The following is a 22,554-nucleotide window of genomic DNA, read 5'->3' on the forward strand; positions in this document are numbered from 1 at the left end:
AGCTTCACCCTGAGAGCTACAGAATAGGCCTGATCGATAGCAGCCCGTTGAGCGGACAGATGATGAACGACACTGTCCTCCTGTTTCACGGCATTGCCCGGACGAAGAAAAGCATGGCGAAGCTCGCAGGCTTCCTGTCCGGTCACGGTTATCGGGTTTTGAATGTCGGTTACCCCTCCACCAAGTATTCGATCAGCGACCTCATCGACCTCATCCGACCCGAGATCGACGGCGCTGCGAAGCAGGCAGGCGACGGCCGGGTCCATTTCGTTGGTTATTCGATGGGTGGGCTGATCATCCGCGCTTTTCTCAGACGCTATCGCCCAGCCAACCTGGGAAGGGTGGTCATGGTCGGAACGCCGAACAACGGCAGTCAGATTGCCGATTTCCTCAAGAACTGGCCCCTATACAGGAAGGTCTATGGACCGGCAGGACAGCAGCTGATTACCGATCAAGCCGCAATGACCGAGCTGTTCGGCACGGTCGATTACGAACTTGGCATCATCGCCGGGAATCGGACCATCGACCCGGTCTCCTCCCTTATCATCGGCCTCAGGGTTCCGAATGATGGAAAGGTTTCGGTGGAGAGCACCCGTCTCGACGGCGCGTCGGCGCATATCGTCATACCGGCAAACCACACTTTCTTGCCCGTCAACAAGACGATGTGGAGCGAGACCCTGTCGTTTCTGCAAGATGGGCGGTTTACAAGCTGAATTTCCGAATATTCAAACATCCGCCACATGCCCTCTGCTTAATTCCCCGCGGCACCGGTATCGAAGGAACTGTAATGACCGCCATCCTGCGAAAGAAAGTTCACGGCGCGTCTACACGCGGACAGATCATCGATGGTGCGCCCGATGTCGGCGTCGCCTATCAGGTGTTTTCCGATACGGTGATCGAAGATGTTATCGTCAAGAATTCCCCTCGCGGCTTCAAATTTCACAATGGCAAGAATCTCACCGTCAGGCGCTGTGAAACGGAGAATGTGAACGGCGACGGCATCTACCTGACGAAGACGACGCACGTGTTGCTGGAGAATAATCGCATCGGCGCGGCACCGGGCGAGGGAGCAGACTGCTGCCAGTTCGCCTATCAAAACAGCGACGACAATATCAGCTCCGATATCGTGATCCGCGGCAACCTCTTCCTGCAGTCGCCGGCGAGCGCATCGAACAAGGGCGCGCTGGTCTGCGACAAAACGCGAAAATACCTGGTCGAGTACAATTTCATCGGCGGCAAGAATTTCTCCTTTTCGTCGATTGGGGATGACGCGGTGGTGCGCAGCAACATCATGCGCGATGGCAGGATGAATGATTATTCCTTCGGCTACGGCGTCGGCGACAAGGCCGACCACGCCGGACATCACGTTTATGACAACTGGATCGAGAACACCAATCGTGGTGTCAGCCTGAGCGGGTTTTCGGATCAGGAGCTGGCATATCGCAAAGACATCGATATCCACGACAACGTCATTAGCCAATGCGACATCGCGTTCTTCGCCAACCGTCGGTGGTCCGGCAGCTTTCGGCGCAACATATTCCTGCGGTGCGAGCAGGACATCGTTCTCGAGAGAAACGGCAAAGCGACTGCGGGTGATATCGATGGCAACTATCGCAACGATGGCAGCTTTCTGAACGTCACCCCGCCGCCGCTTCGCTTGAAGCCTGACGGCAAGGCTTCCGTTTCCTCCGGAGAATGGACATCCGAGCCCGACGAAATCCGCATCCAGTGGCGTGATAAGGGGATCGATATCCCAGGCGCCAATCGGCCTTCCATTGCGGTCGAGCCTGGCATGGAATTGTCATGCGTCTTGCTGGCCCGCAAGGCGCAGAACTGGATGCTGGCGATCGCTGAGACTGCCTATGACGACTTCACGCCGCGCGCATGGCAGGAACACAGGCTGCCTTGGCAGAAGCGCTATCTCTCGATTTAAGCGGTGCGACGGGGGCCCGGATCGCGCAAAATCAGGATCGACGCCAGCGAAGTCTCATGGCCTTTCCTGCGCTGAGCGCTTTGCGAACCGGTTCATCGTAGAGGCGGGTGACGACAATGGCCAATACGACGATCAGCGGAAGAACGATGGCAAAGATCGCCCAGGCTGGCGGTTGTCCCAAGCCAGCGGCTTTCCAGGCTCCCAACAGCAAGCCCAGCAGCGGAACATGAATTGCATAGAGCGCGTAAGACGCCTCTCCCGCAATAAGAAGCGGCTGCCGCAACACGCCATCGAAGTTGGCTGTGTAAAGGACAAGCACGGCGATAGGAAATAAAGCAGTGATGACAATCAGGTCCTTTATGCCAACCCAGGCGGCCGGCGCCTGGAAGACGAGAAGAGCGGTCGCGACGACGATTGTTGTCACTGCGGCGGCTTTTCCGATGCCTGAAGGGGAAAGCCGCTGACGGTAGCGGTACATCAAGATGCCGAGGCTGAAAGAAAAGAGAACGCGGGGAAATCCGGAGAGCAAGGCGCCGTCGAGCGGGATCAGGTCGGCGCTTCCATGGGCCAGCGTTTGCGCCGCCAGCCAAACCCATGACGCAAGCAGGATGAGTGCGAGTACGCCGCTGGACAGCATTCTCGCCGCATAGCCGTAGGCCAGGTTGATCACGATCTCCAGGAATAGGGACCATGACGGACCGTTGAAGGGGAACAGGTTCGGCGCCTTCAGCGATGTTCCACCGATCGCCGGCAGGAAGAACATCGAGGCAATCAACGAGGTGGCAAACAGCATCGGATCGATTTGCTGATTTCTGCTGAGCGACATGCCGGCATATGCGAGTACGCCGAGCAGCAAACCGAGCAGATACAGGGGGTATAAGCGGATGAGACGCTTGATGGCAAAATCATTGGCAGAGAGTGAAGACTCTTGAATGAGTTTCCTCTCATAGGCGTGGCCGATCACGAAGCCGCTGAGACAAAAAAACAGGTCGACGGCGAGATAGGCAGCAGGTGCTGCATCAAATCCGACGAAACCTTCGGTGTGATGCACTGCCACACAAATGGCCGCCAAGCCACGAATCCCATCGAGGCCAACCAGTCTACGATTATTTGAAGTCATCTTTTTAGCCTGATGCATGTTGCGCCCCTGCCTGGGTCGGTTTGCGGAAGCGGGACAGGAACTCCGGGCCAAGGCTCGTAAGCGCGATCACGGTGTGGGGCCACAAGATGAAGGGGGCCAGCATCATTCCGGCTTCGGTGAACGCGCCGATCAAGATCAGGAGGATAATGACAACCTCCTTTCGCTTGGTGATGGCGAGCGCTTGATTGAGGGGTGACGAGGTCATCTTCCCCACGAGCCGCACCACGACGAACGAGGTCCAGATGATGGTGGCTGGTATGCCCATGTTCAGCGCAAGTTCGATATAGGTGTTGTGTGTCGATTGAGCATCCCACGTAAGGCGAACATATTGCTCCATGATATCGGGCTGTCGGAACAAGGCGAATCCCCAGCCTGAAAACGGCCGCTCGTAGATCAGCGGCAGCAACTGTTCCCAGACATTCGTACGTCCGCTGAGCGTAAGGTCTTTCCCGAATGACTCGGCAATCGCCTGGGCCACACCCATCAACGCGACGGAGACGACGAAGCCTAGCAGGGCGAATGCAAGAAGAACGACGAAGGATCTGAAGATGCGGCCTGGAAAGCGCTGAATCCAGCTCATTCCGTAGTATACGGCTATTCCGATCGAAAGCAGGATGATCGCCGTCGATGATTTCGCCAGCACGATGAGCACGAGGTAGAGCAGCATTGCCGCCCATCGCAGGAGATCATAATAGCGCAGGCGCCACATCGGCAGGGCTGGAAGTAGCAGGATGAAGTTTGTTGCCGAAAACTGGCCGAGCATATTTTTGTGGTAGAACGCCCCTTTCACCATCCCGGCATAACTGCCTCTCATCACCGCAAACCGGGGAAAGGCTGCCGTGTAAAGAATATTGATGAAAGCCGTGGCAATGGCAAATTTCGCCAAGCTTTCAAATGTGTCGACGGCTCCATAACGGGCTCGGTAAAGAAGGGGTCCAGCAGTCAGCAATGCGACGGCGACGAGAGCCCGGAGCGAGGCTGTAACGCTGACGGAAAAAGCAATCGACAGAAAGACGCATAAGCAGATTATGCCGACCAGCGGCGAGGCGCTGCGGAGCATTTCAACGACTCGCCTGGGCTCCAGCAAGCAGTAGAGGCCGATGAGTGGAACGAGCGACATCAGCAACAGTCGCATTGGCATGGGATCTTTGCCGACACCCTCCTGGAAGTCGGCGGGCAGCCCGTACCACATGCCAGTCGCTCTCCAGAGGGAAATATAAAATATTGCCGAGAGGAGGATCCGAACGAGGGTTTCACGCCGAATGCGATATTGCGCGCGAGCTCTGGGTCTATGTCTTTGCAGGCCAATCGGTTGGTAGCTGTCAAATGAGGTGCTCATGACATTCCGCCTTACGTTTTGGTAACCACCTGAGCGGCAAAAATCAAAGCTGCAGACCCGCTGCGGCGAGGAAGCTCGTGATCAGCTTGTATGCCCCTTCATTGAAATGAAGATGGTCAGGCTTGTAGTTGGAACAATCCTTATCGCTTGGTTTGCCGCACCGCAACATATCATCGTTCATTTGAACGAAGGTGACACCAGGCATTTCAGCCAATGACGATGCGACAAGTTGGTTGGCCGGAATTCGGACATCCTCGTAGAAGGCGTAGCGCTTGCCCCGAGGCGGTATGGACAACGCATAAATATGGGCGCCTGGCCAAAGAGCGCGAACCTTGCTGACAACAGCCACGACACCCGCCGCCACGGCGCATGGCGCCGTTTTCGCACCCAGGTTATTCGTGCCGATAAGCACGACGACATCCGTCGGATGGAAATCCGGAAGGTCTAGATCATCGAGGCGGTACAATGCATTTTGCGTGGTGTCGCCGGCGACCGCGAGGTTCATCGCCGGGCGGGTGGGAAAGCTGTCCTTGATCCAGGGCTGCCAGAGTTCGACGAGCGAATCGCCGACAAGAGCCAGATTGTATCGGGCCGATTTGACGCGATAGCTGGGAAGAGCGCGATTAAGTCGCTTGCTTGCCTGCTTTTGCTGGGCCGAGGCGTTCGTCGCTTTTGCAGGGTCAGGGCATTCCTGTGCGAAGGACGGCCCAGCATTGCCGACGATGAGAAGGAAATTCAATGCGAGGACGATGACGAGGTTGGCGAAAAGTCGCAACATTCAGATGACCGATATCCTGACGTCTTGGGGCTTTCATTATTGAAGAGGAAAATGGCGGTGGCAAGGAAAGAGTGGTTCTGGTCTCTCCGCCCGCAATGCTCGGGCATGGCAGCCGATCCATGAAATGGACATGCACCGACCGCATCCGATCAACGAAATCGTCAATTGCCGGAACCAAAGACCGAACCCGCCGTTGATTGCCATGCCCCACCGTGTCCGGGAGACATGACAGACATGGCACGTCAGACATTCTGGAAAGGTTATCTCAAGCTTTCGCTCGTCACCGCCGCCGTCTCGCTGACGCCGGCGACGACCGAAAGCAACAAGGTCCGTTTCCACGTCCTCAATCGCCAGACGAAGAACCGCGTCGAAAGCCGCTATGTCGACAGCGTCACCCACAAACCGGTGGCCGAGAGGGACCAGGTGAAGGGTTATCCGCGCGGCGAGGATGACTATGTTCTTCTCGAAGACGAGGAGATCGAGGAAGTCGGGCTCGAAAGCACCCGCACCATCGAGATCGACAATTTCGTGCCGCGCGGCTCGATCGATTGGATCTGGTACGACAAACCGCATTTTCTGGCGCCGGAGGACAAGGTCGGAGTGGAAGCCTTCTGCGTCATCCGCGAGGCGATGAAGGCGAATGACGTCGTCGGCATCGCCCGCCTTGTCCTCTATCGCCGCGAGCGTGCGGTGCTGCTGGAACCGCTGGGCAAAGGCATCGTTCTCTGGACCCTGCGCTATGGCGACGAAGTGCGGGACCCCGTGGCCGAACTCGACAGCAAAACTGAAATCGACAGCAAGCTGCTTGCGCTGATGACGCAACTGGTGAAGGAAGAGACGAAGAATTGGAGCCCGGCCATGGTGCAGGACCCGATTCAGAAACGCCTGAAGTCGATGATCCGCGGCAAGCAGAAGAGCCTGAAGAAGGCGGCGCCTGCGCAAAAACCTGCACCGGTGAAATCGACCGGCAACGTCATTAATATCATGGATGCGCTGAAAAAAAGCCTGGCGGCCGAAGGCGGCCAGAAGCCGCGCCAATGAAAAAGTGGCCAGAGATTTCGGGAAACTGCATATATAAATCAAAGATTTAAAGCGCGCCGCGGGAATCCACTTTGACGCGCTTAAGTCCGGCGGCTTCGCCGGCGCGACAAACCGATGCATTCGCGCGAGGTCGGGTGCGCTTGAGATTGCCCATCGCCCGCCAGGGTCGAGGCCATCTCAGCTTGCCTTCTTGCTGCGGCTGTCGCTGCGCGCCGGTGCCTTCTTCTTCGCCAGGGCCTTCTTTGCTGGAGCGTTGCCGCTCATCTTGGCGCTTTGGCGCAGCGCTTCCATCAGGTCGACGACCTTGCGTTCCGGGGCCGGTTTCTTCTTCGGTGGCGCCCGGCCCTCGATCTTCGCCTTCACCAACTCGACGAGGGCGGCTTCGTAGCGATCTTCGTATGTGCTCGGTTCGAAGCTGCCTTGTTTGGTGCCAATGATATGGCCCGCAAGCGCGATCATTTCCTTGTCGAACTTGATGTCGGGAATGTCCTCGAAAACCGTCTCGGCCGAGCGCACCTCGTAGTCGAAATTCAGCATCGTCGCGACGATGTAGTCGTCATGCGGACGGATCAGCAGTGTCCGGTTGCGCCGGAAAAGCACGGCTTCGGCCAGCGCCGCGACCTTGCCGTCACGCATGCCCCTGGCGATCAGCGACAGCGCCTCTTCGTCATGTTCGTCGACGGGCGCGAGATAATAAGGGCGGTCGAAATAGAGCTTGTCGATATCGTCATAGGCGATGAAAGCCTTGATATTGAGGACCTTGTCGCTTTCCGGCATGATTTCGGCGATCTCGTCGCCCTCGATGACGATGTAATCGCCATTCTCCATCTGGTAGCCCTTGACCTGGTCGCCCCGCTCGACCGGCTTTCCGGTCTCGCTGTCGACGAATTGCCGTTCCACCCGGTGGCCGGTCCTGCGGTTGATGATGTTGAAGGAGACACGGTCGGAGGAGGAAACGGCGGTGTAGAGCCCGACGGCGCAGGCAAGGTCGCCCACCTTCAGATGACCCTTCCAGCTTGCCCGAGCGGCCATTCCATCCTCCGTCGCAATCAGAGCCGGCTGCCGCTCTTGTCGGTTTCGAGTTCCTGAAATGCCCAGCCACGGCCGTCGGGCGCGGGATAGGCGAGCAACGCATCGCCATCGCCGATCTTCTGGCGCGATGCGGCGTCCTTGGCATGGATGATCGCTTCATCCGCTGTCGCATAGGTTTCCGAAAGTGTGTCGCCGAGCTTGTAGGCCCAGCCATTGTCATGCGGCACGACCTGATAGGTGATATCGGCCATTTCGGATCTCCTCTTCTCACTCAAATAGGGTGCATGATGTCGTCGGCTAGTTCCGATTTGCTTTGCGCCGTTCATCGAGCGCGATGATCTTCTCCAGCGAGGCGATATCCTCGCTGGTGACGACGGGAACCGGATCAGCAGCGATGGCTTCCAGCACTTCCTGTGAGACGGCGCCATTTCGGATCGCCCATTCCAGCGTTTCGCGGGTTTCCCGCTCGGCTTTCAGCTGCGCATAGAGCGCAACGATCAGCCGATCGCGAGCATCCATCCGCCGGCCTTGGTTATCCATGCTGCGGACGTCAGGCATCGCAATCCACCTTTGTCACTGATTTCGTTCAGGTGTATTCAACTGATGACGGATCGAAAGGTTCCGAAACCGATGGGCCGCCGCTTGCCATTGCCGCCTCAGGCGGAAATTACTATCTGCAACATGTTCGCCAGAGGATTTCAACATGGCCGATCTCAAGGCTCGTCCCCGCCCGACCGGCGCCACCGCCGTTCTCGGCCGTACCGGTTTCCCGCACGTCACCTCCGCCACCAAGGGCGAAATAGATATCGTCACCGGGCCGTCGCAGCCGGGTTTCAATCCGCTCGATTTGCTCTATTCCTCGCTCTCGGCCTGTCTGGCGCTCAGCGCCCGCATCGCCGCCAGCCAGATGGGCATTCTCGACAAGATCAGCGAGATCACTGCCGAGGTCACCGGCGAGAAAGCGACGGAAGGCCTTTCGCGCGTCGCCAAGTTCAACATCGCCTTTTCGATCAAGGGCGATATCGACGAGGAAACCCGGCAGAAAATTGCCCATGCCGCCGAAGACGAGATCTGCACCGTGAGCAACACCATCCGCGGCAATCCCGAGTTCTCGACGACGATATCGGGGTAAGGCTAAATCTACATAATAATTATAGACAATCGAGAGCGGAGGATTGCGTGACCAATGCCCGGCTTCTATGCTCGGGCATCGAAAGCAATGATCCCGGCCACCATGCAGCCCAAGCCTCTCCCGACGTCTGAACAGCCCGTCGTCGCCATCATCGGCGGCGGTGTCTCCGGCGCCGGCGTCGCCTATCATCTCGCGAGAGCCAACTGCGGCGAGCGCCTTGCCATCGTGGTTTTCGAGCCGCGTGCCGAACTCGGCCGCGGCCTTGCCTACGACACGGCCGATCCGGCCCACCGCATCAATGTTCCAGCCGCCAAGATGAGCCTGCAGCCCGATGACCTGGGCGAATTCCTGGCCTGGATCGAAGTCCGCGATGCGGTCGCCGGCGACCCTGAGGCCAGGCAGCCCGATGGCTCGCTCTTCCCCCGGCGCCGGCTGTTCGGCGATTATGTCGCCTCGCTGCTGAAGCCGCTGCTGGAAGACGGTAGCGTGCGTCATTGCCGCGCTGCAGTGACGGCTGTCGAACGCTGTGCCGGCCGCTGGTCAATCCGCGACGACAGAGGCGGCGTGACGAAGGCCGATATCGTCGCGATCGCCACCAGCCATCCGCCGCCGACAGCCCCAAGCCGGCTTGGGAGCCGGCTTGCTGCCCATCCCCGTTTCGTCGCCGATACCACCAAGCCGAACGCGCTCGACGTGATCCGCCCGCATGACCGGGTGCTGGTCATTGGCAATGGCCTGACGGCCGCCGATGTCATCGCCTCGCTGGCGCAGCGCGGGCATGACGGTTCGGTGACCGCGATCTCGCGCCGCGGGCTGCGGTCTCGCGGCCATCCGCTGGTACCGCAGGAACTCTTCGGCGATTTCGTCTCCAGTGCAGCCCATTCCGCCGTGTCGCTGCTGAGAGGGATCCGTACCGCCATAGGTGCGGCGAAGGCGCAGGGCATAAGCTGGCATGGGGTGATCGACCAGGTGCGGGCGCAGGGATACGATCTCTGGCAGGCGCTGCCGGTCGCCGAACGACGCCGTCTCGTCCGCCATCTGCGTCCCTATTGGGATGTGCATCGTTTCCGGATCGCCCCGCAGGTCGAGGCCGTGCTCGACGCAGCTGTTACCTCGGGCCGTCTGGATATCCTGGCCGGCTCGGTCGCCGATGCGCGCATCGAGGGCGAGCTCATTCTTTGCTCCCTGCAGCCGCGTCATCAGCGCCAGCCGTTGGAGCGGCGCTATGACGCCGTCGTCGTCACCACCGGCCCGGCGCATGGCGGTATTCTCGACACCCAACCCTGGCTCGCAGCACTCGCGGCGAACGGTCACCTGGCGCTCGACCCGACCGGCCTCGGCCTTGCCTGCACCGAGCGCTCGGAGGCGATCGGCCCGTCAGGAAAGGTAGATCCCTCGCTGCTGATCTCCGGCCCGCTGGCGCGCGGTACATTCGGCGAGCTGATGGGACTGCCGCAGGTGACCGAGCATGCCTTTTTCGTCGCCGGCGAGATTGCCGAAAAGCTGCGGACCAGCGCGACGAATAGGCATCCTGCCTGATTTTCCACCAATATGTCGCTCTTCGACTGTCCCCGGTGATCGACTTCTGATAGTCCCTCGGCCATCACTGCATAATTCCTTAAATCGAAGGCGATTTAAGGATAAAATTATGCAGCAATTTAAAGTGTTACAGCGTCCTTTGCGCGTCTGAAAAGACGCGCGGCGCTGTAATATCCCGCCGGCCCGGCATTCGGGCGACCAGAAATATCGAGACCATGTCGCAGGCCGCCCCCACCCTTTCCGAAGCCTCGCCTTCCAATCGTTTCGCCCTTGCGGCGCTCCTTCTCGGCGGCGCGGCGATCGGCGGCTCGCCGATCTTCGTCAGGCTGTCCGAAGTCGGACCGATGGCGACGGCCTTCTGGCGTGTGGCGCTGGCGTTGATCCCGATCGTCATCGTCTCGCTGCTGAAGAAGGAAAGGGGGCCGAAGCCGCAAAGCCTTTCCGACTACGGCATGCTCATTCTCCCAGGCGTCATCTTGGCGCTTGACCTTGCCGCCTGGCATCTTTCGCTCACCATGACGTCGGTCGCCAATGCGACTCTGCTTGCCAACCTCGCACCTGTTTTCGTCACGCTGATTGCCTTCGTCTTTTTCAGCGCGCGGATCAGCCGCGGCTTCGCGCTCGGGCTTGTCCTTGCGCTCTCAGGCGTCGTCATTCTGAAGGGCGGACCGGCAGCCATCGGCAATGGCGACCTTCGCGGCGACGGCATCGCGATGATCGCCGCCTTCTTCTATGCCTGCTACATCCTTGCGATCGGCAGGCTGCGCAGCCGCTTCGATACGCTCCGCATCATGCTGTGGAGCACGACCTGCGCTGCCGCCTGCATCTTTCCGATCGGCCTGATCTACGAGGGCCATATGCTGCCCGCGACCGTCTATGGCTGGTCGATCGTCTTCGGCCTCGCCTTTATCAGCCATGCCGGCGGACAGGTGGCGATCACCTATGCGCTCGCCTATCTGCCGCCGGCCTTTTCCTCGCTGACACTGCTGCTGCAGCCGGTCGTTGCGGCAATCCTGGCCTGGGCGCTGCTTAACGAGGCGATCGGAACGATGCAGGCGCTCGGCGGCGCCGTCGTGCTGGCCGGCATCATGATTGCCCGGACATCCCGCGTTCAGGTGTGAAGCCGCGGCAGATCAGCGGTTTTCCTGCAGCAGCCATTTCTGGATGATCGGAATGTCGGCATCGCCGAGATCGTGGCCGCCGGGGATGACGTCGGAATCGACGGTGGCGCCCGAACTCTTCAGCCTCCCTTCCAACTCGCTCGCATATTTGCCATAGGCATCCGTCTTGCCGCTGATGACGAGCAGGTCCGTGCCTTTCAGATCGGCATGCGGATAATCGCTGAGCACAGGCATGGAACGCAGCAGCACGGCCTTGTGAACCAGGTGCGGGTGTAGGTAGAGCAGCGAGTTTAAAAGGTTGGCGCCATTGGAATAACCGACATAGACGACCTTCTGAGGATCGAGCCCGTAGGATTTGACGGCGCCCTCGATAAAGGCCGCGAAGGCCTCCGCCTCGGTCTTGATGTCGTTCTGGTCGAAGGAGAAGGGCGTAATGCGCTTGTACCAGCGCGGAAAACCTTCCTCCGTCGCCCGGCCGCGCACGCCGAGCAGCGTCGCCCGCGGCGCCGCTTTGTTCAACAGGGGCATCAGCGTCGTCTCGTTGCCGCCGGAGCCGTGCAACAGCACGAAGACGCTGCCGTCGGGATCGGGGGGCGTATAGAAACGGTGGACGAATGGCAGCTCGCGATAATTGACACGCGGCTGGCCGGGCATCGAAAATTGCGGCAGCATCACCTTCAGGTCGTGAAGATTGGTGATGGCTTCGGGCGGTGCGAACAGCTTCCCCCCGAGGGCGGCCTGCTCTTCGTCCACGGTCATGCCGGGCTTGTCGGTGGCGAGCTCCACCAGCGTACCGCCGGGCTCGCGGGCATAGAGCGAGCGGAAATATTTACGGTCATGCATGTTGGTCGGCGATGCGTCAGTCGCCTCCAGAGCCTTGCGAACGACAAGCAGCGTCTCCTCGTCGGCGGCGCGGAAGGCGACGTGATCGACCGTCCCGGTGCCTGGCGCGCCGGACCAGAAGCCGCGCGCATCGCGCACGTCGATAATGTCGCCGGATTGCGACGCCAGCCTGTCGATCGTGCCGCGGCTGGCCTGGAAGCGGTAACCGAAATGGCTCTCGAGGAAGCTGCGGCTTTCGGTGGGCTTCTCCGTCAGCATGGTTGCGCCGCGCACCCGCTGGATGGCATGCTCGACCGGGATCGAGGCGCCGTCCCAGGCGGCCGGCGATACCAGGCTCTTTGCGCCGGCGAGCTTGAGGATGATGTTGTCAGGGTCCTTCAGCCGTAGGACAGGCTCGCCGAATTCGTCGGCCGGTCCCTCGGAGCTGAGGCCGAAGCTCATGGCACGCGTCAGCCAGTAGCCGATGCTGGTGGGGTTGATCGACAGCGATATTTCGCTGATCTGGCCATAGCCGGCCCGGCCGGGCGCACCATCTTCCCAGGCGAGGAAGGTCAGCAGCGAACCCGGCGTCCCCTCTGCATCGCCATAGAAGAGATGAAGCTGCGTCGCGTCCTCGTAACCGGCTGTCTGCTTGACGAGCCGCATGCCGAGAAATCCCGCGTAAAAGTCCACGTTCGCCTGCACCTTTCGGGTGACGGCCGTGACGTGATGTATACCTGATACCATCGAGAGCAGTCCTGATTGAAGCGGCGTCGTCAGGAGCGCGAGTATGAGAGCTGCGAAGGTCATACCGTTGCCAATGACGATCGCTTAGTTTTGTTCCGCACAAAGCGCAAGCGAATCGCCGCGCTGCAACAACTCCAAATGCTCGACATCTTCGAGTGCCTCTTCTAGTTGCTGCAGGGTCGGCGGCTTGACCATATAGGCGCGCGCACCGAGATTTCTGGCCCGCCGCATGTCGCTCTCGTCGCTTGATGTGCTGAGGATGCAGACGGGAATTTGCTTGAGGCGCACGTCGGCTGAAAGCGCATGCAGCACCTCGAAGCCGTCCATGATCGGCATGTTGATGTCGAGCAGCATGAGGTCGATCTGCGGCAGATCGGCAATGCCGGCGCGTTCTTCGAGCAGCCGCATCGCCTCGCGCCCGTTGGTGGCGACATGCAGGTTGAAGTTCACCTTCTCCCTCCGCATCAGCTTGATCTTCAGAAGTTGAATGTCGGCCGGGCTGTCTTCCACCAGCAGCACTTCGGCAAGCCTGCCCGAACCTTCGGCTTGCTGCTCCGCCGGCCTTGTGCTGTGCGGCACGGCCGATGCGGCTGATGGCACGGGCCTCGCCTCGGCGAGCGGCACTTCGAGAATGAAGGTGGCGCCCGGCCCATTTTCTGCCTCGCACCAGATCGAGCCGCCATGCATCTGCGCGATGCGGCGGCAGATGGCAAGGCCGAGCCCGGTGCCTTCGATGCCACGGCCGACGAGACGCTTGAACGGCTGGAAGATCAGTTCGCGGTGCTCGGGGTCGATGCCGGGCCCGTTGTCACGCACCGTGAGGCGGCAGGTATCGCCCTGCGCTTCGCCTGTGATGCTGATCTCCGGAACCTTCTGCTCGCAATAGCGGATGGCGTTCGACACCAGGTTCTGCAGGAGCTGGGTCAGCAGCGTCGCATCGCCCATGACCTCCGGCAGCGCCCCGCGGATGATGACGGCTCCACGGCTTTCGGTCTGCTGGCGCAGATTGTCCTCCACCTGGTCGAGCACATCAGAGAGCGAGACCGGCCTGAGCTCCAGTCCGCCGGAGGCCTCGAGCTTGGTGAAGCCCGAGACCTTGACGATCAGGTCTTCCATATGGTCGGCCGCGCTGAGCACGTAATCGAGCAATTCCCGGTCTTCGGCCGGCAGCGCCGCAGAACCGTGCAGGATGCGGCTGAAGGATTTGATCGTCCGGAGCGGCTCCTTCAGATCATGGGCCATGGCGCGGGTGAAAATCTCCAGCGACTGCCGCTTCTGCTCCAGTTTCGCCTCCAGCATGCCGTGCATGATGGCGTTCTGAATGCAACGATGCAGCGTCTCGGGCGAAAGCGAATCCTTTGTCAGATAGTCGCGTGCCCCGCTCTTCATCACCTCGACGGCCACGGTCTCACTGCCCTGGCCGGTCAGCATGATGACGTTGGCGGCGGGATCATCCTCCAGGATATCGGCAAGAACGCCGAGCCCGTCGCGCCCAGGCAGCGAATAGTCGAGCAGGATGCAGTCCGGCCGTTTCCGGCCATTCAGCGCACGGCCCTCTTCGCCCGTCTCCGCCTCCACGACGGTATAGGCAGTGCTGGAAACGCGGCCCAATATGCGGCGATAGACCTCGAGATCGTCGATGTTGTCGTCGATGATGAGAATAGAGCAGTGTTCCGCCAATCTGTCAGTCCTCGAGTGGCAGGATCGCGATTTCGAACCAGTATTCCTTCAGCCGCTGGATCGCGGCAAAGAGCCCGTCGAGATCCACCGGCTTCTGCACATAGGTATTGGCGCCGAGCGCGTAGCAGCCTTCGATATCGCGTTCGTCGTCGGAGGTCGTGAGGATGACCACCGGGATCTTGCGCCAGCCGGCGTTCGACTTGATCGCCTCCAGCGTCTTGCGGCCGTCAAGACCCGGCATGTTGAGGTCAAGCAGGATCAGCCCCGGTTTCGGCACCATCTCGGCGAGCATGTCGAGCGCTTCCTGACCGGAGGCCGCCCAGCGGATCGAGTTGCGCAGATTGGTGCGTTTGAAGGCGCGCATCGTCGCTTCGAAATCGTCTTCGCTGTCCTCGACGATCAGGATCGGTTGCGTATCACGCTGCTGCATTCTGCCCCTCGCGCTTTTTTCCCAGAGTGAAGTAGAATGTCGTGCCGGTGCCGACCTCGGATTCCAGCCAGATATCGCCATTGTGCCGGGCGATGATCTTGCGAACGAAGGTGAGGCCTGCTCCGGTCCCGTCGTCGGAATCCTGCGACTTTTCCAGCCGTTTGAAAATGCGGAAAATATCCTCGTGGAATTCCCGCGGAATGCCCTTGCCGTTATCCTTAACGAAAAACACGTTGCGGGCAACCGTGCCGTCCTTGCCGACGAACCGGTCAAGATAGCCGATCGAGACGAGCGGCGCCGGCTTGTCGTTGTATTTGATCGCGTTGGTGATGAGATTGCGGAACACTTCAGTCAGCCGCGTCGCGTCGCAGACCACCTCCGGCAGCCGGCCGTCGATGATGACCTTGGCGTGTCGTTCCTCGAGCAGCAACTCCATCGTCGCGACGACATCCTTGACGATCAGGCCGATATCGGTGCGTTTGACCGCCAGCTGCTGGCGTCCGAGCCGGGAGAAATAAAGAAGCTCGTTGACGAGTTTCTCCATGCGCTGGCTGAGACGCACGAGCCGGTTCAGCCGGCGCACGCCGTCCGCATCGAGCTTGTCTTCATAATCTTCCAACAGGAAGCGGGAGTGGTTGTGCAGGCCGCGCAGCGGTTCCTTGAGATCATGCGAGGCGATATAGGCGAATTCATCGAGGTCGTGGTTGCTGCGCTCGAGTTCGGCCGTATAGGCCTCAAGCTGGGAAAGCGTCGTTTTCATCCGTTCTTCCTGCCGGACGCGCTCGCTGATGTCGCGCACGATACCGACGAAGGTCTTCGTATGGCCGGTGACGACGGCGCTGATGGAAACGTCGATCGGAAAGACGATGCCGTTCTTGCGTCGTCCGGAGACCATGCGCGTCGTGCCGATGATGCGCTCGTCGCCAGTCTGCCGGTAGTGGGCGAGATAGCCGTCATGCTCGGAATGGTAGGGTTCGGGCATCAGCATCTTGATGTTCTTGCCGATCGTCTCCTGCGGGGAGTAACCGAACATGCTTTCAGCCGCCGGATTGAAATTCCTGATCGTTCCACGCTCGTCGATGACGACGACGGCATCGGGCGTGCCGCGCACCAGCGCGCCGAAGCGGACGCGCTCGGTTTCGAGGTTATAGTTGTTGCGCATGAAATAGAAGACGAGGATCGCGATCAGCCAAAGCGTGGCAGCCGTGATGGCACGGTTGGCGATTTCCTGCCAGAACGCCGCCTCGTTGTGCTTGACGGCGAAGAAGCCGAGCATCAGGAGCACGGTGCAGGCAAAGGCGAAGAAAAGCGGCGCGTTCCGGTTGCCGAACCAGAGCGCCGTCAGCACCAGCGGTACGTAGAGAATGCCGTTGGCGACACCCAGCGGCGTATAGAGATCGACGAGAAGACCGGTGAAGCAGACCGCAGCCGGGATCCAGAGCGGGATCTGTGCCCGGTTTGCCGGCTGCATCCACCAGGAGCGGGCGAGAAGCCCCGAGCCGAAGATTACCATGCCGGCCGCCGTGTGCAGCGCCATCGCCGCATAGGGGCCCCAGCGGTAGCCCTGTTCGGCATCGGTGACATAGCTGGCCAGCGCGATCATGCCGAGCGTGATAACGACATAGCTCGTCAATTCCTGCACCACCTGGCTTCTCGACTTCTCCACCTGGAGCGAGAGCAGCAGCGAAAGATTGGCAATCAGGAAGACCAATGCCGTGTTCGGCCCCATGCCGCCGCCGATCTCGGCGAGGAAATCCGGCGAAACCAGAAAGCGCGAGATCAGCACGTCGACATTGTGAAAACTCCGCCCGATCGTGACGATTTCGACGAGGCGGGCCGCGGCGATCGCCGCCGCAAGCCCCATCGTGATCGCTGCCATTATTCGAAAACGGCGGGCGGCCAGCGTCGAGGCGGCCAGCCCTGCGCCGGAAAGCACAAAGCAGAGCGCGGTGTTGAAAGCCATCGACGGAAAGCCGGGAACCAGCGAGATGACAATCTCGGCCTGCAGCAGCCAGCCGGTAAGCGCCGTCGCGCCGAGAAGCAACATCAGGCAGCCGACGGCAATCGCAAAGGCTCGGTAGTGCTGTCTTGGCTGGTCCTGCAGGTCCACGTTGCCCTGATCCTGCACCCCTGTGTCCTCCTTCGGTTTGCGCGGCCATCTTTTCCGAAATCGAGGAATACTCAATAGCCAAGGCAGGGCGGTGCCGCGCTTTTTGCGAAATGATTTGCGATGAGGTATATCGAATTTTAGTGGAACCGCGATATGGTGATGTCGAAGGACAGCGAGGTTCATTCGAACAATATCCAAATTACGGTGCTAGATGACCACCCTATTTTATGTCGACGACAGCAAGGATGACCTCTTCTATCTCGACTATATGAGCAGAAAGCAGCAGATAGACATCGATCTATTCTGTTTCTCCACAGCCGAGACCGCGCTTGAGGCGCTGGAGACGCGCGCGGCAGAAGGCAAGACCTCGCCCGATCTTCTGGTCGCCGATCTCTACATGCCGCTCGATAGCGGCATTGGCCTGATCACGCGGTTGCGCCTGGATGATCGTTTCAAGGCGATGCGACTTGCTATCTGCAGCGGATCGGATGCTGCCGAGGACCGCGCCCGCTCACTCGATGCCGGCGCCGATGTCTATCTGGAAAAGCCACTTGACCTTGCCAAGATCATTCTCAATCTTGAGATGTAGAAAACGTCGAAAGCCGCAAGCCCTGTTTCCTCTCATTCGTCCAAGCCATCTGACAAACCGCAATTGACAAGGTCGAGGACGCATCACAAGATGCAACCGAAGCGAAGAATATGGAACGCGAAATAAGCGCTGAGAGAACCGATCAACCCGCGTTCGCCGCCACGAACATCAGCCAACCCCTTAGCTGAATGGGTCTATCGGCTCTCTCGCGCTTACGTCTGGCACTGCCTTCTCGCATTCATGGATGTTGAATGCAGGAAGAATACGATACCCAGGTAAGAACTACTGCCCCTCAGTAAAATCTGCCCGTGCATCACCTGTCGTTGAGATAATTGATGATTTCCGCCTTACATATCGAAAGTCCCCGTTTTCGATATCTCTCATCAACCGTCTCGCAATTTTTGTAGCTCTTCGCGTTTAAGACGTATATCCCAAGATTTCGGGATTAGAGGCATTGGCGGGAGGAGAGGAAGAGTGGGAATGAACAATGCCCCGGCAATTCCCTTTCATGCCGGACCGGAGCTGAGCCGGGCGATCAACCGCACCGATTTTTTCCGTCTGCTGAAATCGGCGGCGCAGCATTACAACTTCGACAATTTTGCGCTGGCCCGCATTTCCGAGGCTTCGGCCCCTTTCGGTGAACGTGATGTCGTCATCACCAATGTCGCCGAGCGGCGTGTCGGCCTTTTCATCACGACGTTGAAGGAAGCGCTGGGCACCGTCCGGGCAAAGACCGCCCAGTTCCTGGCAACGCCGGTCCATGGCAGGAGCGCACAGCCGGAAGTTTATCCGTCCGATCTGGTTTTCAACGAATTCCTGAGCGGCGTCTTTCTCTTCATCCCGCTGTTTACGCCGGAAGGGCGGCGATATTGCCTCGTGCTCAGCGGCGAGCGTCAGGAGCCGGATCAGAGTGAGATCGCCGACATACTTCTCGACGCCATGCGCATTTTCGACAAGCTCTACGAGGAAATCCTGACGCCGGAAATGTCCGGACGGCTGACGCAGCGCGAATCGGAAATCGTCAAATGGACGAGCGAAGGTAAGACGTCGGCGGAAATCGCCATCATTCTCGGTCTCTCCGAACATACGGTCAATTCGCACATCACCGCGGCCGCGCGCAAACTCGACGCTGTCAACCGCGTTCATATGGTGGCGATCGCCTTGAGGAATGGTTTGGTTTCGTGAAGTTGGTTTCGGGATTGGGGAAATGAGACGATGATCACCGAAACGGGCCGGAGGAACGCCGTAAAGGTTCTCTTTGTCGACGACGAATTTATCGAATTCCGCGCGCTCAAGAAGAAGATCGCCGATCTCTCCGAGCCGGCAGTCGAGGTTGAATATTCGCCATCGATCGGTGACGCGCTGGAAAAGATCCGCTTGGCGCGCTTCGATCTCATCCTGCTCGACAATCGCCTTCTGCCCAATGCCGATTTCCGCGAGACGGTGCCGGAGCTGCGTGGCATCGGCTACACCGGCCCGATCGGCGTCGTCTCGACCGATATATCGGGCGGCTATTTCCAGGAATTCCCGGATTACGGCGTCGATTTCCGCATCGGCAAGGACGAAATCGATGCCCAGACGCTACAGCACATCATCCGCGAATATGTGACCTATGACGTCCCGGATTTCTGGAAGGACGATTATAGTATCTAACCATCAAGCGATGGGAAGGCGGATGATGAAGCGACTGCCGCTTTCATCCGAACGTTCGAGGCTGATATCGCCGCCAAGCGCCGCCAGAAACTCACGCGCCGTGGTCAATCCGAGACCGGCGCCCGGGACCGCTCCCGCCTTCGGCAATTTCCAGAACGGCTCGAATATCCGCTCTCGATAAGCCGGATCGATGCCTGTCCCATTGTCGGAAATCCGGATGAACCAGTCCGTCCGCTCGCGCTCCGCGGCAATGGCCACATGCGGCGGCGCTTCCCCGCGGTAGGTGAGGGCATTGGTCAAAAGGTGCCGCAGCACCAGACCGAGGAGGGCAGGGTCGGTACGGATCGAGGGCAGGCCGTCGCTTTCAAGCGTCGCTGCGCCGACCGCCGTCTCGTCGGTCAGTTCGCCCCAGACATTTTCGGCGAGCGCCTGCAGATCGACCTCTTCAGGCGTCACCTGAGGTGTGCCAGCGGCAAGGCTCATCAATGCCTTGGTGAGGCGCTGCGCCGTCTGCGCCTTTTCCATGATCATCCGGAGGCTCTGAAGCTGTTCGCCGTCGAGCGTCTCCTCGAGATCGTCGAGCAGCAGCTCGGCATACATGGCGATATGGCGGAGCGGTGATTGCAGGTCGTGCGAGGCAGTCGCGAGAAAACGCTTGATGCGCTCCTCGCTGTCTCCGGCAACGGTGGTTTCCGGCGGTCTTGTCGGGTTGGATGACATCTGGCGGCTTCCCCGATCTCAATTACAGCGCGCGCGTCCTTTCAGACGTACGAAGGACGCTGTAACACCTTGAATTGGCACATAATGCAGTAGCCGACACTAGAAAGAGGGCGCCGGCTGTGCAACCGGCGCCCTATCAAGGATGCGTCAACGGGATTTTAGCTCGCGGACTTGCGCGGACGACCCTGTTCCGGCGGAATGATCTCGACTGCCGCATCGGTTGCCGATGCCTTGGCATGGCGGCGGCGCCAGTCGCCAAGGAAGAGCAGGATCGGTGCCGCGATGAAGATCGAAGAGGCGCCGGCCACGAGAATGCCGAAGACCATCGGGATCGCGAAGCTCGACACAGCACTACCGCCCCAGATCGCCATCGGCACCAGCGCGAGGAAGGCCGTCGCATTGGTGTAAAGGCTTCGCGCCAGGGTCTCGTTGATCGACTTGTCGATAATCTCGCGCAGCGGCATCGACTTGTAGAGCCGCATGTTTTCGCGCATGCGGTCATAGACGACGACCTTGTCGTTCACCGAATAACCTACAAGCGTCAGAATGGCGGCGATGGCCGTCAGATTGAAGTCGAGACCGGTGATCGCGAAGAAGCCGATCGCCTTTGTGACGTCGAGCACCAACGTGACGATGGCGCCGACGGCAAACGGCCATTCGAACCGCACCCAGATGTAGATGAGCATCGCGAAGCTCGCGATCACCACCGACAGGATACCGGCCCAGGCAAGCTCGCCGCTGACCTTCGGGCCGATGACGTCGGTGCCTTCGATGGTGGCGGTTGGATCGATCTTGGTGACTTCTGCCTTCAGCTTGGTCACCGCTGCCGTCTGTGCCTCTTCGCCGCCTTCCTGCCGTTGAGCGCGAACGAGAATGCTGTTCTTGTCGCCGAAGGACTGCAGCGAGATTTCGCCGAGACCAAGCGTGTTCAGGCCTTCACGGAACGTCCCGAGGTCGGCCGGGCCGGTGGTCTTGACGGCCATCTGGATGCCGCCGCGGAAATCGACGCCGTAGTTGAGGCCCGGATGAATGAAGAGCACGATGGAGGCGATCGAAAGCAGCGCTGAAACGGTGATGCCGAAGAAGCGCGCCTTCATGAACTGGATGTGCTTGTCATAGGGGCTGAACGGGATCAGCGGCCGGATGTTCAGCACCTTGAGCTTGCTGCGGCGGGTGATCTCGATCATCGCCACACGCACGAAGGCGACCGATGTGAACATCGAGATGATCAGGCCGAGCGCCATGGTCACGGCAAAGCCGCGAACCGGTCCGGAGCCGAAAAAGAACAGGATGGCCGCAGCGATCAGGGCCGTCATGTTGCCGTCGATAATGGTCGAATAGGCACGGCGGAAACCGGTATCGATGGCGGCGAAGGCGCTCTTGCCCTTGCGCGTTTCTTCGCGGATGCGCTCGTTGATGAGAACGTTGGCGTCGACCGCAAGGCCGATGCCGAGAACGACACCGGCAATGCCCGGCAGCGTCAGCGTCGCACCAACCAGCGTTAGCGCCGAGAAGGTCAGGATCGTGTGGATCAACAGCGCGATATTCGCCAGGAAGCCCCAGGTGCCATAGAGTACGAAGATGAAGACGGCGACGAGCACAAAGCCGACGATGCCGGAATAAATGCCCATCTTGATGGCGTCGGCTCCGAGGTCGGCGCCGACGGTGCGCTCTTCGATGACCGTCAGCTTGGCGGGCAGGGCGCCAGCGCGCAGCATGGCGGCCAGCGTCGTGGCGCTATCGGCCGAGAAACTGCCGGAGATCTGACCGGAACCGCCGGTAATCGGCTCGCGGATAACAGGCGCGCTCAGCACCTTGTCGTCGAGGACGATGGCGAAGGGATTGCCGACGTTCTGGCGGGTGATCTCGGCAAAGCGGCTGGCGCCGGCGCTGTCGAATCTGAAGCTGACGATCGGCTCATGCGTGTTCGGGTCGAAGCTGACGCGGGCATCCGAAAGGCGGTCGCCGGAGATTTCGACGCGGTCGAGGACCGGAAAGGACCGGCCTTCGTCGTCCTTCAGCATGGTCACGCCGGGTCCGGGCGCATTGTTCGGCGACAGCATGTGGAACGACATTTTGGCGGTGGAGCCGAGAAGTTCGCGCAGGCGTGACGGATCCTGCGCGCCCGGAAGCTGGACGAGCACGCGGTTGGCGCCGATGCGCTGGATGGTCGGCTCGGAGACGCCGACCTGGTCGACGCGCTGGCGGATGACTTCGAGGCTCTGCTGGACGGCATTGTCGACATTGGCGGAGATGCCGGCCGGCGAGAAGCCGACGGTGATGGTGGCGCCGTTCGCAGTGACGGCCAGATCGGCCTGGCCGGCGCTGAGGCCGGTGCTGATCGGGTTGGCAAGCGTCTTGAGTTCGGTGACGGCAGCATCGCTCTGCGCGGCATCGGCAAGCGTCACGACGATCTGGTTCTGGCTGCGGACCACGGCCTTCGGCTGAATGCCCTTTTCGCGCAGCACACGGCGCGCGTCCTGAAGCAGCGATTGCAGCCGCTCCTTGGTCAGGTCGGCTTCGTCGACTTCCAGAACGAGGTGCGAACCGCCGCGAAGGTCGAGGCCGAGCGACACCTGCTCATGCGGCAGCCAGGCCGGCACGCGCTGGAGGACGGATTGCGGCAGGACGTTCGGCAGGGCGATCAATAGGCCGAGTAGGATGATCACCGAATAGGTGATCACCAGCCATCGTGAAGTACGCATGTTGTATTCCTTGATATCGAGGGCCGGCGCTCGGGCGCTGGC

The 22,554-nt window shown here is 60.1% G+C and carries 21 protein-coding genes; 9 read left to right on the forward strand and 12 right to left on the reverse strand.

The features are described from left to right. Positions 1-62: 62 nt before the first annotated feature. Positions 63-713 (forward strand): lipase family alpha/beta hydrolase, encoded by a 651-nt coding sequence (locus ACM5SV_RS23180; RefSeq protein ID WP_222016325.1) that lies wholly within the window; start codon positions 63-65, stop codon positions 711-713. Between the two features lie 74 nt (positions 714-787). Next, complete coding sequence (locus ACM5SV_RS23185) at positions 788-1,933, forward strand: right-handed parallel beta-helix repeat-containing protein (protein ID WP_222016323.1); 1,146 nt, start codon at positions 788-790, stop codon at positions 1,931-1,933. 31 nt (positions 1,934-1,964) lie between these two features. Here the strand turns inward: ACM5SV_RS23185 and ACM5SV_RS23190 are convergent, their stop codons facing one another. From ACM5SV_RS23190 to ACM5SV_RS23200, 3 genes are read right to left on the reverse strand one after another with little or no spacing between them, the layout of a single operon-like run. Beyond that, on the reverse strand, positions 1,965-3,071 hold the full coding sequence (locus ACM5SV_RS23190; RefSeq protein WP_222016321.1) for an acyltransferase family protein: 1,107 nt from the start codon (positions 3,069-3,071) through the stop codon (positions 1,965-1,967). Continuing rightward, positions 3,058-4,413 (reverse strand): O-antigen ligase family protein, encoded by a 1,356-nt coding sequence (locus ACM5SV_RS23195; RefSeq protein WP_012756023.1) that lies wholly within the window; start codon positions 4,411-4,413, stop codon positions 3,058-3,060. Before ACM5SV_RS23195 ends, ACM5SV_RS23190 begins: the two co-directional genes overlap by 14 nt. Before the next feature lie 43 nt (positions 4,414-4,456). Next, positions 4,457-5,191, reverse strand: coding sequence for a GDSL-type esterase/lipase family protein (locus ACM5SV_RS23200; protein WP_012756024.1), 735 nt, complete (start codon positions 5,189-5,191; stop codon positions 4,457-4,459). Between the two features lie 234 nt (positions 5,192-5,425). Here ACM5SV_RS23200 and ACM5SV_RS23205 point away from each other — a divergent pair, with 234 nt between their 5' ends. Next, positions 5,426-6,232, forward strand: coding sequence for a Ku protein (locus ACM5SV_RS23205; protein ID WP_128406006.1), 807 nt, complete (start codon positions 5,426-5,428; stop codon positions 6,230-6,232). Between the two features lie 177 nt (positions 6,233-6,409). Here ACM5SV_RS23205 and ACM5SV_RS23210 read toward each other — a convergent pair whose 3' ends face one another. Genes ACM5SV_RS23210 through ACM5SV_RS23220 form a run of 3 tightly spaced genes read right to left on the reverse strand, consistent with a single transcriptional unit; the run spans position 6,410 to position 7,822 of the window. Next, positions 6,410-7,264, reverse strand: coding sequence for a Ku protein (locus ACM5SV_RS23210; protein ID WP_012756026.1), 855 nt, complete (start codon positions 7,262-7,264; stop codon positions 6,410-6,412). Positions 7,265-7,281: 17 nt separating this feature from the next. Further along, positions 7,282-7,515 carry a DUF2188 domain-containing protein gene (locus ACM5SV_RS23215; RefSeq protein WP_012756027.1) on the reverse strand — a complete coding sequence of 78 codons (234 nt, stop codon included), beginning with the start codon at positions 7,513-7,515 and terminating at the stop codon, positions 7,282-7,284. Positions 7,516-7,561: 46 nt separating this feature from the next. Next, complete coding sequence (locus ACM5SV_RS23220) at positions 7,562-7,822, reverse strand: hypothetical protein (RefSeq protein ID WP_011650444.1); 261 nt, start codon at positions 7,820-7,822, stop codon at positions 7,562-7,564. Between the two features lie 145 nt (positions 7,823-7,967). Here ACM5SV_RS23220 and ACM5SV_RS23225 point away from each other — a divergent pair, with 145 nt between their 5' ends. From ACM5SV_RS23225 to ACM5SV_RS23235, 3 genes are all read left to right on the forward strand, one after another. Continuing rightward, positions 7,968-8,396, forward strand: a complete 429-nt coding sequence (locus ACM5SV_RS23225; RefSeq protein WP_222016319.1) for an OsmC family protein — start codon at positions 7,968-7,970, stop codon at positions 8,394-8,396. A 54-nt stretch (positions 8,397-8,450) separates the two neighbouring features. Next, positions 8,451-9,935 carry an FAD/NAD(P)-binding protein gene (locus tag ACM5SV_RS23230; RefSeq protein ID WP_171815670.1) on the forward strand — a complete coding sequence of 495 codons (1,485 nt, stop codon included), beginning with the start codon at positions 8,451-8,453 and terminating at the stop codon, positions 9,933-9,935. Between the two features lie 215 nt (positions 9,936-10,150). Further along, a complete protein-coding gene (locus ACM5SV_RS23235; RefSeq protein ID WP_012756031.1) occupies positions 10,151-11,056 on the forward strand; it encodes a DMT family transporter in 906 nt (301 codons plus the stop codon). A 12-nt stretch (positions 11,057-11,068) separates the two neighbouring features. Here the strand turns inward: ACM5SV_RS23235 and ACM5SV_RS23240 are convergent, their stop codons facing one another. From ACM5SV_RS23240 to ACM5SV_RS23255, 4 genes are read right to left on the reverse strand one after another with little or no spacing between them, the layout of a single operon-like run. Further along, positions 11,069-12,688: a VOC family protein gene (locus tag ACM5SV_RS23240; protein ID WP_222016314.1), complete on the reverse strand. Its 1,620-nt coding sequence runs from the start codon at positions 12,686-12,688 to the stop codon at positions 11,069-11,071. A gap of 21 nt (positions 12,689-12,709) precedes the next feature. Further along, entirely contained in the window at positions 12,710-14,305 is a 1,596-nt protein-coding gene (locus ACM5SV_RS23245; protein ID WP_113548232.1) for a response regulator, read from the reverse strand. Between the two features lie 4 nt (positions 14,306-14,309). Continuing rightward, entirely contained in the window at positions 14,310-14,735 is a 426-nt protein-coding gene (locus ACM5SV_RS23250) for a response regulator (RefSeq protein ID WP_003545468.1), read from the reverse strand. Further along, a complete protein-coding gene (locus ACM5SV_RS23255; RefSeq protein ID WP_017992927.1) occupies positions 14,722-17,028 on the reverse strand; it encodes a sensor histidine kinase in 2,307 nt (768 codons plus the stop codon). Before ACM5SV_RS23255 ends, ACM5SV_RS23250 begins: the two co-directional genes overlap by 14 nt. Before the next feature lie 28 nt (positions 17,029-17,056). Here ACM5SV_RS23255 and ACM5SV_RS23260 point away from each other — a divergent pair, with 28 nt between their 5' ends. The 3 genes from ACM5SV_RS23260 (at position 17,057) to ACM5SV_RS23270 (ending at position 19,087) form a co-directional block, all read left to right on the forward strand. Next, positions 17,057-17,434: a response regulator gene (locus tag ACM5SV_RS23260; RefSeq protein ID WP_012756035.1), complete on the forward strand. Its 378-nt coding sequence runs from the start codon at positions 17,057-17,059 to the stop codon at positions 17,432-17,434. A gap of 480 nt (positions 17,435-17,914) precedes the next feature. Beyond that, the gene (locus tag ACM5SV_RS23265; protein ID WP_012756036.1) at positions 17,915-18,619 is read left to right on the forward strand and encodes a helix-turn-helix transcriptional regulator; all 705 of its coding nucleotides are present in this window, start codon (positions 17,915-17,917) and stop codon (positions 18,617-18,619) included. Between the two features lie 30 nt (positions 18,620-18,649). Further along, entirely contained in the window at positions 18,650-19,087 is a 438-nt protein-coding gene (locus ACM5SV_RS23270; protein ID WP_003556461.1) for a response regulator, read from the forward strand. 3 nt (positions 19,088-19,090) lie between these two features. Here ACM5SV_RS23270 and ACM5SV_RS23275 read toward each other — a convergent pair whose 3' ends face one another. Next, positions 19,091-19,807 carry a sensor histidine kinase gene (locus tag ACM5SV_RS23275; RefSeq protein WP_012756037.1) on the reverse strand — a complete coding sequence of 239 codons (717 nt, stop codon included), beginning with the start codon at positions 19,805-19,807 and terminating at the stop codon, positions 19,091-19,093. Positions 19,808-19,965: 158 nt separating this feature from the next. After that, a complete protein-coding gene (gene secD / locus ACM5SV_RS23280; RefSeq protein WP_012756038.1) occupies positions 19,966-22,512 on the reverse strand; it encodes a protein translocase subunit SecD in 2,547 nt (848 codons plus the stop codon). Between the last annotated feature and the right edge of the window lie 42 nt (positions 22,513-22,554).

The sequence above is a fragment of the Rhizobium sp. CRRU65 genome (assembly GCF_048551595.1).
Classification (GTDB): domain Bacteria; phylum Pseudomonadota; class Alphaproteobacteria; order Rhizobiales; family Rhizobiaceae; genus Rhizobium; species Rhizobium leguminosarum_J.